The 14,184-nt window shown below is 57.0% G+C and carries 14 protein-coding genes; 10 read left to right on the plus strand and 4 right to left on the minus strand.

Annotation, left to right across the window (positions count from 1 at the left end; translation table 11 throughout):
- Window positions 1-4 precede the first annotated feature (4 nt).
- From ACW9E7_RS00160 to ubiA, 4 genes are all read left to right on the plus strand, one after another.
- Window positions 5-1,360, plus strand: coding sequence for a maltoporin (locus ACW9E7_RS00160; RefSeq protein WP_458727056.1), 1,356 nt, complete (start codon window positions 5-7; stop codon window positions 1,358-1,360).
- Between the two features lie 112 nt (window positions 1,361-1,472).
- The gene (malM, locus tag ACW9E7_RS00165; RefSeq protein WP_458727057.1) at window positions 1,473-2,426 is read left to right on the plus strand and encodes a maltose operon protein MalM; all 954 of its coding nucleotides are present in this window, start codon (window positions 1,473-1,475) and stop codon (window positions 2,424-2,426) included.
- 180 nt (window positions 2,427-2,606) lie between these two features.
- Entirely contained in the window at window positions 2,607-3,104 is a 498-nt protein-coding gene (gene ubiC, locus ACW9E7_RS00170; RefSeq protein ID WP_021242729.1) for a chorismate lyase, read from the plus strand.
- 12 nt (window positions 3,105-3,116) lie between these two features.
- Window positions 3,117-3,986: a 4-hydroxybenzoate octaprenyltransferase gene (gene ubiA / locus ACW9E7_RS00175; protein WP_143344521.1), complete on the plus strand. Its 870-nt coding sequence runs from the start codon at window positions 3,117-3,119 to the stop codon at window positions 3,984-3,986.
- An 87-nt stretch (window positions 3,987-4,073) separates the two neighbouring features.
- Here the strand turns inward: ubiA and zntA are convergent, their stop codons facing one another.
- Entirely contained in the window at window positions 4,074-6,245 is a 2,172-nt protein-coding gene (gene zntA, locus ACW9E7_RS00180; RefSeq protein WP_458727058.1) for a Zn(II)/Cd(II)/Pb(II) translocating P-type ATPase ZntA, read from the minus strand.
- Between the two features lie 76 nt (window positions 6,246-6,321).
- Window positions 6,322-6,948 (minus strand): lysoplasmalogenase, encoded by a 627-nt coding sequence (locus ACW9E7_RS00185; RefSeq protein ID WP_024906687.1) that lies wholly within the window; start codon window positions 6,946-6,948, stop codon window positions 6,322-6,324.
- 129 nt (window positions 6,949-7,077) lie between these two features.
- Here ACW9E7_RS00185 and ACW9E7_RS00190 point away from each other — a divergent pair, with 129 nt between their 5' ends.
- Window positions 7,078-7,434, plus strand: a complete 357-nt coding sequence (locus ACW9E7_RS00190) for a DUF2500 domain-containing protein (protein WP_115876941.1) — start codon at window positions 7,078-7,080, stop codon at window positions 7,432-7,434.
- Between the two features lie 60 nt (window positions 7,435-7,494).
- Here the strand turns inward: ACW9E7_RS00190 and ACW9E7_RS00195 are convergent, their stop codons facing one another.
- Window positions 7,495-7,776 carry a DUF1145 family protein gene (locus ACW9E7_RS00195; protein ID WP_010436509.1) on the minus strand — a complete coding sequence of 94 codons (282 nt, stop codon included), beginning with the start codon at window positions 7,774-7,776 and terminating at the stop codon, window positions 7,495-7,497.
- A complete protein-coding gene (gene rsmD, locus ACW9E7_RS00200; protein ID WP_023310014.1) occupies window positions 7,760-8,362 on the minus strand; it encodes a 16S rRNA (guanine(966)-N(2))-methyltransferase in 603 nt (200 codons plus the stop codon). Before rsmD ends, ACW9E7_RS00195 begins: the two co-directional genes overlap by 17 nt.
- A 127-nt stretch (window positions 8,363-8,489) precedes the next feature.
- Here rsmD and ftsY point away from each other — a divergent pair, with 127 nt between their 5' ends.
- The 5 genes from ftsY (at window position 8,490) to ACW9E7_RS00225 (ending at window position 14,177) form a co-directional block, all read left to right on the plus strand.
- Window positions 8,490-9,950, plus strand: a complete 1,461-nt coding sequence (gene ftsY, locus ACW9E7_RS00205; RefSeq protein ID WP_458727059.1) for a signal recognition particle-docking protein FtsY — start codon at window positions 8,490-8,492, stop codon at window positions 9,948-9,950.
- A 2-nt stretch (window positions 9,951-9,952) separates the two neighbouring features.
- Window positions 9,953-10,618 (plus strand): cell division ATP-binding protein FtsE, encoded by a 666-nt coding sequence (ftsE, locus tag ACW9E7_RS00210; protein WP_045402529.1) that lies wholly within the window; start codon window positions 9,953-9,955, stop codon window positions 10,616-10,618.
- On the plus strand, window positions 10,611-11,666 hold the full coding sequence (gene ftsX / locus ACW9E7_RS00215) for a permease-like cell division protein FtsX (RefSeq protein ID WP_111965831.1): 1,056 nt from the start codon (window positions 10,611-10,613) through the stop codon (window positions 11,664-11,666). Before ftsE ends, ftsX begins: the two co-directional genes overlap by 8 nt.
- Before the next feature lie 251 nt (window positions 11,667-11,917).
- Window positions 11,918-12,775: an RNA polymerase sigma factor RpoH gene (gene rpoH, locus ACW9E7_RS00220; RefSeq protein ID WP_115876938.1), complete on the plus strand. Its 858-nt coding sequence runs from the start codon at window positions 11,918-11,920 to the stop codon at window positions 12,773-12,775.
- Between the two features lie 136 nt (window positions 12,776-12,911).
- A complete protein-coding gene (locus tag ACW9E7_RS00225) occupies window positions 12,912-14,177 on the plus strand; it encodes a 4-aminobutyrate--2-oxoglutarate transaminase (RefSeq protein WP_458727060.1) in 1,266 nt (421 codons plus the stop codon).
- Window positions 14,178-14,184 lie beyond the last annotated feature (7 nt).

The raw sequence follows: 14,184 nt of genomic DNA on the forward strand, positions 1-14,184 counted from the left end.
TAGAATGATGATTACTCTGCGCAAACTTCCTCTGGCAGTTGCCGTCGCAGCGGGCGTAATGTCTGCTCAGGCAATGGCCGTGGATTTCCATGGTTATGCTCGTTCCGGTATTGGCTGGACGGGTAGTGGCGGCGAACAACAGTGCTTCCAGGCAACCGGTGCTCAAAGTAAATACCGTCTCGGTAACGAATGTGAAACTTACGCCGAGATTAAACTGGGCCAGGAAGTGTGGAAAGAAGGTGATAAGAGCTTCTACTTCGACACCAACGTAGCGTACTCCGTGGGGCAGCAGAACGACTGGGAAGCCACTAACCCGGCGTTCCGTGAAGCCAACGTGCAGGGAAAAAACCTGATTGAATGGCTGCCAGGTTCGACTATCTGGGCCGGTAAGCGCTTCTACCAGCGTCATGACGTTCACATGATCGACTTCTACTACTGGGATATTTCTGGTCCTGGTGCGGGTATCGAAAACGTCGATCTGGGCTTCGGTAAACTGTCTCTGGCAGCGACCCGTTCTCAGGAAGCGGGTGGTTCCTACACATTTAGCAGCCAGAATATCTATGACAAATCGAAAGATACGGCGAACGACGTGTTTGACATGCGTCTGGCGGGACTGGAGACCAACCCGAACGGTACTCTGGAACTGGGCGTCGACTATGGACGTTCCAATAAAACTGATGGTTACAGCTATGCAGACGGCGCGTCGAAAGACGGCTGGATGTTCACCGCTGAACACACCCAGAGCATGCTGAAGGGCTATAACAAGTTCGTTGTTCAGTATGCAACGGACGCGATGACCACTCAGGGCAAAGGCCTTTCACAAGGTTCCTACGGTTCGACCTTCGATATTAAAAATGACGATGGCTCAGTTACCCACTATGTTGATGACTACATCAATAACAACGGTAAGCTGTGGCGCGTGCTGGATCACGGTGCCATCTCCCTCGGCGATAAGTGGGATCTGATGTACGTCGGTATGTACCAGAAACTGGATCTTGATAACGACCTCGGTACCGACTGGTGGACCGTTGGTGTTCGTCCAATGTACAAGTGGACGCCAATCATGAGTACCCTGCTTGAAGTCGGTTACGACAACGTTAAGTCACAGCAGACTGGCGATCGTAACAACCAGTACAAAATTACCCTGGCACAACAGTGGCAGGCTGGCGACAGCATTTGGTCTCGTCCGGCGCTGCGTATCTTTGCAACCTACGCCAAGTGGGATGAGAACTGGGGTTACATCAAAAACGGCGATAAAGTCCTGAAATACGCCGCCGACAATAACTCCGGCTTCACAACCACTAGCCGTGGTGACAGCGATGAGTGGTCCTTCGGCGCCCAGATGGAAATCTGGTGGTAATACCGTCTTAACCTGACGTAATGACCAAACTGAGGGGCGTAAGCCCCTCAATCCTTGGGACGGCGCGCTATTGCCTGGCTACCGCTGACCTGTGCATTTTGAGGTGATAACAATGAAAATGAACAAAACTCTCCTTGCCCTTTGTTTATCCGCAGGGCTGCTGGCGAGCGCGCCTGCAGTAACGCTCGCTAATGTGAATTTCGTTCCGCAAAACACTACATCCGCGCCGGCCATACCAGCAGCTGCGTTGCAACAGCTTGTCTGGACGCCTGTCGATCAATCTAAAGCCCAAACGACCCAGCTCTCGACGGGTGGGCAACCGCTTAATGTTCCGGGCATCAGTGGCCCGGTGGTCGCGTACAGCGTGCCCGCTAACATAGGTGAACTGACGTTAACGCTCTCCAGTGAAGTTAATAAGCAGACCAGCGTCTTTGCACCTAACGTGCTGATTTTTGACCAGAACATGACGCCTTCTGCGTTCTTCCCGAGCGAATACTTTACCTATCAGGAACCCGGCGTCATGAGCGCAGACCGCCTCGAAGGGGTAATGCGACTGACGCCTGCGCTGGGTCAGCAGAAAATTTATGTACTCGTCTTCACCACGGAAAAAGATTTGCAGCAAACCACCACGCTGCTTGATCCCGCTAAGGCCTATGCCAAAGGCGTAGGTAACGCCGTGCCGGATATCCCGGACCCGATCGCCCGCCACACCACTGACGGCCTTGTGAAGCTGAAAGTGTCGACCAACAGTGCGTCCAGCGTCCTGGTCGGACCGCTGTTTGGCTCCTCCGGTACCGGCCCTGTCACCGTAGGCAACACCGCTGCACCTGCCTATACCGCACCCGCTGCCACGGCAGCCGCACCGGTAGCGACTGCAGCGCCTGCCTCGGCGAAGAAAGCCGAGCCGGTACTGAACGACACCGAAGAGTACTTCAACAACGCCATTAAGCAGGCGGTGAAGCGCGGCGATGTCGATAAAGCGCTGAAGCTGCTTGATGAAGCCGAACGTTTAGGTTCAACCACTGCCCGTTCCACCTTTATCAGCAGTGTAAAAGGCAAGGGGTAACCGTTTCCCCACAGTGCTGATTTGTTAGTAGTTTGGTGCGCCTGAGTGGGCGCACTTTTTTTCGTATCGGCCAGGCTGTTGCGCCCATGTTGCGATCGTGATCGTTAAATAACGTTTGGCCCCCCTCAATCCGTGTTTCTGCGATACAATGCCATTACGTTATGTATCGGAGAGTCTGGCATGTCACACCCTGCGCTAACGCAACTGCGTGCGCTGCGCTATTTCGACCAAATACCTGCGCTTGATCCGCAGCAGCTCGACTGGTTGCTGCTGGAAGATTCCATGACGAAACGTTTTGAGCAACAGGGTAAAACGGTCACGGTGACCCTGATTCAGGAAGGGTTTGTCTCTGGCGATGAGATCGCCAACGAGCTGCCGCTGCTGCCGCACGAGCCACGTTACTGGCTGCGCGAAATTTTGCTCTGTGCCGATGGCGAGCCGTGGCTTGCCGGACGGACGGTAGTGCCCGAGTCCACCCTTTCCGGGCCAGAGCTGGCACTGCAACGTCTGGGGAAAACGCCTCTGGGGCGTTACCTTTTCACCTCGTCTGAGCTTACCCGGGATTTTATTGAGATTGGTCGTGATGCTGAACTGTGGGGGCGTCGTTCCCGCCTTCGCCTGAGCGGTAAACCGTTAATACTGACGGAGCTTTTTTTACCGGCATCACCGTTGTACTAAGAGGAAGAAAAAATGGAGTGGAGCCTGACGCAGAATAAGCTGTTGGCGTATCACCGCTTAATGCGTACCGATAAACCGATTGGCGCGTTGCTGCTGCTGTGGCCGACCCTCTGGGCGCTGTGGCTTGCCACGCCGGGCGTGCCGCCGCTGTGGATCCTGGGCGTGTTCGTTGCCGGCGTCTGGCTGATGCGCGCGGCGGGCTGCGTGGTGAATGACTATGCCGATCGTAAATTCGACGGTCATGTTAAGCGTACTGCCGGTCGTCCGTTACCCAGCGGGCAGGTCACCGGGAAAGAAGCCCGCGTGCTGTTTATTGTTCTGGTGCTGCTCTCTTTCCTGCTGGTGTTAACCCTGAACACCATGACCATTCTGCTTTCCATTGCGGCGCTGGCCCTGGCCTGGGTTTATCCGTTTATGAAGCGCTATACCCACCTGCCTCAGGTGGTGTTGGGCGCGGCGTTTGGCTGGTCGATTCCGATGGCGTTTGCGGCGGTTAGTGAGTCCTTACCGCTCAGCTGCTGGCTGATGTTCCTGGCGAACATTCTCTGGGCGGTGGCTTACGACACGCAATATGCAATGGTAGACCGCGACGATGACCTGAAAATCGGCATCAAATCCACCGCCATCCTCTTTGGTCGTCACGACAAGCTGATTATCGGTATCCTGCAGGTCGCGGTATTGGCGCTGATGGTGGCGATTGGCCGCCTGAACGGGCTGAACTGGGAGTTTTACTGGTCCGTGCTGGTGGCGGGGCTGCTGTTTGCTTATCAGCAGAAGCTGATCGCTAAGCGTGAACGTGATGCCTGCTTCAAGGCGTTTATGAACAATAACTACGTCGGTCTGGTGCTGTTTTTAGGCCTGGCGATGAGCTATTTCTTATAAAAAAGTCGGGTGGCGGCTTCGTCTTACCCGATCCACGATCTGGCAGGAAATGTAGGCCCGGTAGCGTTAGCGCCACCGGGCGTTTTTTTACCGGCGACGCAGCAGCCGAAGCGCGTTCGCCGTCACCAGCACCGTTGCCCCGGTATCCGCCAGCACCGCCAGCCACAGTCCGGTCATGCCGAGCAGGGTCGTCACCAGGAAAATCCCCTTCAGCCCGAGCGCGATGCCGATGTTCTGACGGATATTGGCCCGCGTCGCGCGCGCAAGATCGATCATCTGGGCCAGCCCGGTCAGGCGGTTGTGGGTCAGCGCCGCGTCGGCGGTCTCCAGCGCCACGTCAGTACCGCTACCCATCGCAATACCAATGGTGGACGCTTTCATCGCCGGGGCATCGTTAATCCCGTCACCGACCATCGCCAGCGGAGCCTGAGCGTTCAGTTCCGTCACCGCGCTGACCTTATCCGCAGGCAGCAATCCGGCTTTAAACGCCAGCCCCAGCTCACCGGCAATCGCTGCCGCCGCGCGAGGGTTATCACCGGTGAGAATCACGCCCTTCACGCCCAGCTGATGCAGCGCCGCCACGGCCTCTTTTGCGTCATCGCGCAGGGTGTCGCGTAGCGCCAGCATCCCTTTTGCGGTGCCGTCCTGCATGACGGTCACGACAGTCTGTCCGGTCTGTTCTAACGTCTCCACCTCTGGAGTAGAAGACTTACCCGCCGCGACAATCAGCACCTTTTTACCGTCAACGGTGGCCTCAATCCCTGACCCTACCAGCGCCCGCTGGGCGGTTGCCGGAGGTATGTTTAGTCCGCGCGACTGCGCTTCACGCACAATCGCCTGCGCCAGCGGATGGGTGGAGCCCTGTTCAACGGCGGCGGCCAGGGTCAGCAGTTCATCCTCACTGATATCCTGCGGATACACGCCGGTCACCTGCGGCTTGCCCACGGTCAGCGTACCGGTTTTATCAAAAGCGATATGCTGGACCTGGCTGAGCTGCTCCAGCGCCGCGCCGCCCTTAATCAGCGCCCCGCGACGTGCCGCAGCCGCCAGACCGGACGTAATCGCCGCCGGGGTGGAAATCACCAGCGCGCATGGGCAGCCGATCAGAAGCAGCGTCAGCCCTTTATAAATCCAGCCCTCCCACGGCGCGCCAAAGAACAGCGGTGGGACGACGGTAACCAGCAGGGCCACCAGCATAATGGCGGGCGTGTAGATCCGGCTGAAGCGGTCGATAAAGCGTTCGACCGGCGCGCGGCGCTCCTCAGCCTCTTCAATCAGCTTCAGGATACGGTCGATGGCGCTGTCGCCTGGCTCGGAAAGCACGGTGAGCTGTACCAGACGATCGACGCTGGTGGCGCCTGCAGGCACTTTTTCACCCGCCTCACGTTCAACCGGAATGGACTCGCCGGTCAGGGCGCTTTCATCAAAGCTTGCGGTGGCGGTAAGCAGCGCGCCGTCTGCAGGCAGGCGTCCGCCTGCCGCGACTTCTATCACGTCGCCCGGACGCAGCGTAGTGATGGCGACCGTTTCACGCGTACCGTTTACCACGCGAATGGCTGTTTCCGGCTTCAGCGCCATCAGCGCGCTGACCCCTTTACGCGCCCGGCTCGCCGCCCAGCCCTCAAGACGTTCGCCGATTAAGAACAGCAGCAGCACCATCGCCGCTTCTGCCGTCGCGCCAATGAACAGCGCGCCGATGGCCGCCACGCTCATCAGCGTTTCGATGGCAAACCAGCTGCCGCTTTTCATCAGGCGCAGCGCCTGACGGGCAATCGGGAACAGACCGACCAGGGTGGTGGCGATAAACGCCAGATTGCCGAACGGGTGGTTAATCTGCTCCAGACCCCAGCTCAGGGACATCATGATGATGAGGGTAATGAGCGGCAGGTTTTCTTTCAGGGAGGAGACTTTTTCAACGGGCGCCGTTTCGCTGCGCAGGGTATAACCCGCCTTGCTGACGGCGGCTTCAACCTGCTTGCTGACGTCGTTATCGGCGCTAACCAGCAGCTTTTCGGTGGCGAACAGCACCTGAACGTGACTCACGCCCGGCACCTGTTTGACGGCGTTTTCCACTTTGCGCGCGCAGGCGGCGCAGTCCATGCCGTTGACGACCCAGCTGTAGCGGTTGCCGCTTTCAGGAAGGGGTTGAGTTTGCGTTTCACACGCGCCTTCGCAGCAGCAGTCGTCTTTCGACAGAGCCGGGCTGAGCTTAAGTGCCGAGAATTGAGGAACTTTTTTAGGTATTTCTGGAGTCGACATGGCAGTCTCCGGCAATGATAATTTTCTCATTAACCGCAGCATACACTCTGGAGTCGACTCCAGAGTCAAGCGCTATTTAGATATACAGCGAACGCACAATAAGGAAATGCCCGGCAAAGTAACAGGCGGCGGCAATCGCGTTATCCGCCCGGAAGCGGCGGCGATAGTGGCTGCCCAGCCAGACGACGTTCCCGATCAGCAGCAGTGCGGCGCCGAAGAACGCTGACATCGCCGGAGCGGTCGGACGAAAAAACCACAGTTCACCTGCCAGCCATACCATTACCAGCGTCATGGCGATAAACGTACAAACCGGCAAACGCATCTCTTCCAGACGCGACCAGATCACCGCGATCAGCAGGGCGCCAATCACCAGCAGGACCAGCGGCAGCGGCCAGAAGAAAGAGAGCGTCATCTGGCTGGCGAAGTAGATGGTATACAGCAGATGCGACAGGAAAAATGCCCCTACGGCATACAGCAGGCGCTGGCGCGGCAGCAGGGTCAGGGCATCGCCAATCAGAGAGGCGCACAGCCCGGCGAGCACCAGATAGCTGACGGCGTTAAACATTGGCGCTTGCCAGGCCAGCAGAAGCAGGAGCAGCAGCGTGACCGGTTTAAACAACCAGCGCTGCCAGGTGGGACCACGGTACGACGCATCGACATAAAGCCATGCGGAAAAACAGACAGCGATAAATGACCAAAGCATATTAACTCCCTGTATCTGTTAAGCCTGAATAATCAGTTTCTGATCCAGTGTAGTGACGCGGGCGGGCGTTTGGCAATGGTGGGGAAGGCAAGGTATCCTGAATTCCGCATAATCTGATGGGATTTTTCAATGAGCAAGATGCCGCTTTTTTTCATTATCGTGGTGGCGATTATCGTCATTGCCGCCTCGTTTCGTTTCGTGCAGCAGCGCCGCGAGAAGGCGGATAACGATGCCGCACCGCTGATGCAAAAGCGCGTGGTGGTGACGAACAAGCGTGAGAAGCCGCTCAACGACCGCCGCTCGCGCCAGCAGCAGGTGACGCCTGCAGGAACCAGCATGCGCTATGAAGCGAGCTTTAAGCCGGAAACGGGCGGCCTTGAGATGACCTTCCGCCTGGAGGCGCAACAGTACCACCAGCTGACGGTGGGAGAGAAAGGAACGCTGAGTTACAAAGGGTCGCGGTTTGAAGATTTTAGGGCTGAGTAATGCGCGATCGTTTCCCTCTCCCTGTGGGAGAGGGTTAGGGTGAGGGCATCAGGCCGCACCTTACTTCTTCACCTGCGCCTTAAACTTCTTCATCCACACCAGCAGCTCAAACACGCCGAAAATAAAGACGCGCAGCTGCTGCCAGCCCGTCATCTGCGGGCCGTCTTTCGGCAGGCCGTTTTTCAGCATCACCATCTGCAGGGCGTGCATAAACGACGTGAAAATCAGCGCCACGTTAACGAAAATGTTCATCGGGCGCGGGAACGGGTGCACCAGATTCAGAATCAAGAACGCCCAGACGCCCAGCATCAGCAAGCGTCCCAGGTTAATCAGTACCGGCATCGGATCCTCCTTGTGCCTGACGGTGATAAAGACGATAAGCAACCTGACCTGCCACTTTTTCACGGTGCAGATCCCAGTGGGCGGGAACCGGCGGTAAACCGTTTTCCACTTCGCTTTCAACATAAATTAGCGCGTCATCCGCCAGCCAGCCGTTTTGCTCCAGCAGGGATAACGTCTCTTCAAGCAGCCCCTTGCGGAACGGCGGGTCGACAAACACCACGTTATGCGGCGTGCCCTTTTGCGCGAGGAAGCTCAGCGTGTTGGTGTTCACCACTTTGGCGTTGCTCGCCTTCAGCGTCGCCAGATTTTGCTGCAGCGTCTGCGCAACGCCGCGCTCCATCTCCAGCAGCGTGGCGCTGGCGGCATAGCGCGACAGCGCTTCCAGCCCGAGGGCGCCGCTTCCGGCGAAGCAGTCCAGACAGTGGGCGTCTACCATAGACGGAGCCAGCCAGTTAAACAGCGTCTCGCGCACGCGGTCGGTAGTTGGGCGTAAACCGGGGCTGTCCGGCACCGGTAATTTCCGGCCTCGCCACTGACCGCCGATAATACGAATTTGACCGGCCGGGGCGCGGTTGGGTTTCTTCATCTCAGGAAAGCTCTGTTAACAATTGGCCTGCGATTGCGGGCGGTGATGTCAATTAAGTAAAGTGTTAGACTATTTCATCATTTTTTTAGCTTCCATGTATATAGCGCCGCGAGGAGTGTAGTCGCAGATGGCAAAACAAAAAAAACGTGGCTTCTTTTCCTGGCTGGGCTTCGGTGAAAAAGAGCAAGAAACAGAACAGAAAACCGAAGAGCAACAAGCCGTTGAAGAGCAGTCGCAGCCTGAAACGCCTGTAGAAACCGCCGCGGTTGTCGAAGCGGAAGAAACGGCGCACAGCAAAGAAGAAATTGAATCCTTTGCACAAGAGGTGATTGAAGTCACTGAACAGGTTCAGGAGAACGAGAAGCCAGAACCGATTATCGTCGAAGCCGTTACCGAAGCGCCACAGGCCGTTAACGAGCATGAAGAGCTGCCGCTGCCGGAAGAGGTCAAAGACGAAGCGGTGTCTGCCGAAGAGTGGCAGGCCGAAGCGGAAACCGTTGAAATCGTTGAGGCGGTGGAAGAAGAAGCGACGCTTGAGCCAGAGCTGACCGACGACGAGCTGGAAGCCCAGGCGCTGGCGGCGGAGGCAGCTGAAGAAGCGGTCATCGTTGTGCCGGTAGAAGAGCAGGCCGAAGACGAGATCGTTCAGGAGCAGGAAAAACCGACCAAAGAAGGTTTCTTCGCGCGCCTGAAGCGCAGCCTGCTTAAAACCAAAGAAAACTTAGGTTCCGGATTTATCAGTCTGTTCCGCGGCAAGAAGATCGACGACGATCTGTTTGAAGAGCTGGAAGAACAACTGCTGATTGCTGACGTTGGGGTAGAAACTACCCGTAAGATCATCGCCAATCTGACCGAAGGGGCGAGCCGCAAACAGCTGCGCGACGCCGAAGCGCTGTACGGCCTGCTGAAAGACGAGATGGGTGAAATTCTCGCAAAAGTTGACGAACCGCTTAATATTGAAGGCAAAACGCCATTTGTTATTCTGATGGTCGGCGTGAACGGCGTGGGTAAAACCACCACCATCGGCAAGCTGGCGCGCCAGTTCGAGCAGCAGGGCAAATCGGTGATGCTGGCGGCGGGCGATACCTTCCGTGCAGCGGCGGTTGAGCAGCTGCAGGTGTGGGGCCAGCGCAACAACATTCCGGTGATTGCCCAGCATACCGGCGCGGATTCCGCGTCCGTTATCTTTGACGCCATCCAGGCGGCGAAGGCGCGCAACGTGGACGTGCTGATTGCCGATACCGCAGGGCGTTTGCAGAACAAATCGCACCTGATGGAAGAATTGAAGAAAATTGTTCGCGTCATGAAGAAGCTGGACGAAGACGCACCGCATGAAATTATGCTGACCATTGATGCCAGCACCGGACAGAACGCCATCAGCCAGGCGAAGCTGTTCCATGAAGCGGTAGGACTGACGGGGATCACGCTGACCAAACTGGACGGCACCGCGAAAGGCGGGGTGATTTTCTCCGTGGCTGACCAGTTCGGCATTCCTATCCGTTACATCGGTGTGGGCGAGCGTATTGAGGATTTACGTCCGTTTAAGGCGGACGACTTTATTGAGGCATTATTTGCCCGAGAGGACTAACAATGATTCGCTTTGAACACGTCAGCAAGGCCTATCTCGGTGGGAGACAAGCGCTGCAGGGGGTCACATTCCACCTGCAGCCGGGCGAGATGGCATTCCTGACCGGCCATTCCGGCGCGGGGAAAAGTACCCTGCTCAAGCTTATCTGTGGGATCGAGCGGCCAAGCGCCGGGAAGATCTTTTTCAGCGGCCATGAGATCAGCCGCCTGAAAAACCGTGAGGTGCCGTTCCTGCGTCGCCAGATCGGTATGATTTTCCAGGATCACCACCTGCTGATGGATCGCACCGTTTTCGATAACGTGGCCATTCCGCTGATTATTGCCGGCGCCAGCTATGACGATATCCGCCGCCGCGTCTCTGCGGCGCTGGATAAGGTCGGGCTACTGGACAAAGCGAAGAACTTCCCGATCCAGCTCTCCGGCGGTGAACAGCAGCGCGTGGGTATCGCCCGCGCGGTGGTGAACAAGCCTGCGGTGCTGCTGGCGGATGAACCGACCGGTAACCTGGACGATGCTCTGTCAGAAGGGATTTTGCGTCTGTTTGAGGAGTTTAACCGCGTAGGGGTCACCGTATTGATGGCAACGCACGACATCGGGCTGATTTCCCGTCGTTCGTACCGCATGCTGACCCTGAGCGACGGTCATTTGCACGGAGGCCACGGTGAATAAGCGTGATGCAATAAACCAGATTCGGCAGTTCGGGAACCGGTTTGACCGTTTCCGTAAGCCGCAGGGCGGGGGGGACGGCAATCGTAATGCGCCGAAGCGCCAGAAGGCCGCGCCAAAACCGGCCTCCCGTAAAACCAACGTGTTTAACGAGCAGGTGCGCTACGCGTTCCACGGCGCGCTGCAGGACCTGAAAAGCAAACCGCTGGCGACGTTCCTGACGGTGATGGTGATTGCCATTTCTCTGACGCTTCCAAGCGTCTGCTATATGGTCTATAAAAACGTCAACCAGGCGGCCTCACAGTATTATCCGTCCCCGCAGATCACGGTCTATCTGGATAAAGCGCTCGACGATAACGCGGCGGCCCAGGTGGTTGGGCAAATTCAGGCCGAGCAGGGCGTGGAGAAGGTCAACTATCTCTCACGTGAAGACGCGCTGGGCGAGTTCCGTAACTGGTCTGGCTTTGGCGGCGCGCTGGATATGCTTGAAGAGAACCCGCTGCCCGCCGTGGCGGTGGTGATCCCGAAGCTGGATTTCCAGGGGACCGAGTCGCTTAACACCCTGCGCGATCGCATCACGCGCATTAAGGGCATTGATGAAGTGCGCATGGATGACAGCTGGTTTGCGCGCCTTTCTGCTCTCACCGGGTTGGTAGGCCGCGTCGCGGCGATGATTGGCGTGCTGATGGTGGCGGCGGTCTTCCTCGTCATCGGCAACAGCGTGCGCCTGAGCATTTTCGCCCGTCGCGATACCATCAACGTTCAGAAACTGATTGGTGCGACGGATGGCTTCATCCTCCGACCGTTCCTTTACGGTGGCGCACTGCTCGGTTTTTCCGGCGCATTTCTTTCACTGATATTGTCAGAAATTTTGGTGATGCGGCTTTCGTCTGCCGTGACTGAAGTGGCGCAGGTTTTCGGAACGAAGTTTGATATCAGTGGCTTAGGGTTCGATGAGTGCCTGTTACTGCTGCTGGTGTGTTCGATGATTGGGTGGGTGGCAGCGTGGCTGGCAACCGTTCAACATTTACGTCACTTTACTCCCGACTAATAAAAGCGTGATATAATCTTTCCCTGCACCGAGATGTTCGCTCTGCAGGGAAAGCGTCCCTGTTGTCTCTTCCCCTGTTATCATCTCCATGTCACATTTTGTGCGTAATTTATTCACCGTTGCACCTGGAACTTGTGGATAAAATCACTGTCTGATAAAAGAGTGAATGCTAATCTCGTTGCTCAAACGCTTTGGCATGGTTGTTGCCTGACGGGGACAGCCTGGACCAGAAGAAATACTGAGAGGAATGAATGACCAAAGAAATGCAAACTTTAGCTTTAGCCCCTGTTGGTAACCTGGAATCTTATATCCGGGCTGCGAACACCTGGCCGATGTTAACGGCCGAGGAAGAAAAGGAGCTTGCTGAAAAGCTGCATTACCAGGGCGATCTGGAAGCAGCGAAAAAGCTGATCCTGTCTCACCTGCGCTTTGTTGTTCACATTGCTCGTAATTATGCGGGCTATGGCCTGCCGCAGGCGGACTTGATTCAGGAAGGTAACATCGGTCTGATGAAGGCTGTGCGTCGCTTTAACCCGGAAGTGGGTGTGCGACTCGTCTCCTTCGCCGTACACTGGATCAAAGCAGAAATTCATGAATACGTGCTGCGCAACTGGCGTATCGTGAAAGTCGCCACGACAAAAGCGCAACGCAAACTGTTCTTTAACCTGCGTAAAACCAAGCAGCGTCTGGGCTGGTTCAACCAGGATGAAGTGGAAATGGTGGCGCGCGAGCTGGGCGTAACCAGCAAAGACGTGCGTGAGATGGAATCCCGTATGGCCGCGCAGGACATGACCTTTGATATGTCCTCCGACGACGACGCCTCCGACAGCCAGCCGATGGCACCGGTTCTGTATCTGCAGGATAAAACCTCTAACTTTGCTGATGGCATCGAAGAGGACAACTGGGAAGATCAGGCCGCGAACAAGCTGACCCATGCGATGGAAGGCCTCGACGAACGTAGCCAGGATATTATCCGCGCCCGCTGGCTGGACGAAGACAACAAGTCCACGCTGCAGGAGCTGGCTGACCGTTACGGCGTCTCTGCAGAACGTGTGCGTCAGCTTGAAAAGAACGCCATGAAAAAACTTCGCGCCGCTATCGAAGCGTAATTTCCGCGAAGTACACCGAGAACCCCTGGATGAGAGTCTGGGGGTTTTGTTTTTTTAGCGCCCGCTCTGGCGAATTCCCTCCCCCTGGCAAACACTTACTGATGCGCTAAGCAGGCGACTTTCTCAGGGGGACAGGGTGAAAAACAACGAACTGAACGACCGGCGTTTACAGGCGACGCCGCGCGGCATCGGCGTGATGTGTAACTTCTATGCCGATAAAGCCGAAAACGCCACGGTGTGGGACGTGGAAGGCAATGAGTATATCGACTTCGCCGCCGGGATCGCGGTGCTGAATACCGGCCATCGGCATCCCAAAGTCATTTCCGCCATCGAAAAACAACTCCACGCGTTTACCCACACGGCCTACCAGATTGTGCCGTACGAAGGCTACGTGGCGCTTGCCGAGCGTATCAACGCACGCGTGCCCGTAGAAGGTCCTGCCAAAACGGCGTTCTTCTCCACGGGGGCTGAGGCGGTCGAAAACGCGGTCAAAATTGCGCGCGCCTATACCAAACGTCCTGGCCTTATCACCTTCGGCGGCGCGTTCCACGGCCGCACCTTTATGACCATGGCGCTTACCGGCAAAGTTGCGCCGTACAAGCTCGGCTTCGGACCCTTCCCCGGCTCGGTTTACCACGCGCAGTATCCGAATGAACTGCACGGCGTCAGCACCGCTGAGGCGTTGAAAAGCCTGGAACGTATCTTTAAAGCGGATATTGCTCCTGACCAGGTCGCGGCGATTATGCTCGAACCGGTTCAGGGGGAGGGCGGCTTCAACATTGCGCCTGCTGATTTTATGCAGGCTCTTCGCACCCTGTGCGATACCCACGGTATTTTGCTGATTGCCGACGAGGTGCAAAGCGGCTTCGCCCGCACCGGCAAGCTTTTCTCGATGGAACACCACTGCGTGAAGCCGGACCTGATCACCATGGCAAAAAGCCTGGCGGGCGGGATGCCGCTCTCGGCGGTATCGGGCCGTGCCGACGTGATGGACGCGCCTGCGCCGGGCGGGCTGGGCGGCACCTACGCGGGTAATCCGCTGGCGATTGCCGCAGCGCACGCGGTGCTGGACGTGATTGACGAGGAAGATCTCTGCACGCGCTCGGCGCATCTCGGCCATCACCTGGTGGAAGTGCTCAACAAAGCCAAGGAACACTGCCCGTATATCGCTGACATTCGCGGGCAGGGCTCGATGGTGGCGGTAGAGTTTAACGACCCGCAAACGGGCCAGCCTTCGCCGGAATTTACCCGCCAGGTGCAGGAACGTGCGTTGAACCAAGGGCTGCTTCTGCTGAGCTGCGGCGTCTACGGCAACGTCATTCGTTTCCTCTATCCGCTGACTATCCCTGAAGCGCAGTTCCGTAAAGCGCTGGACATTATCTCCGCGTCGCTGACACGTTAAAGCCACA

It is taken from the genome of Enterobacter sp. H2G27 (genome assembly GCF_054403075.1).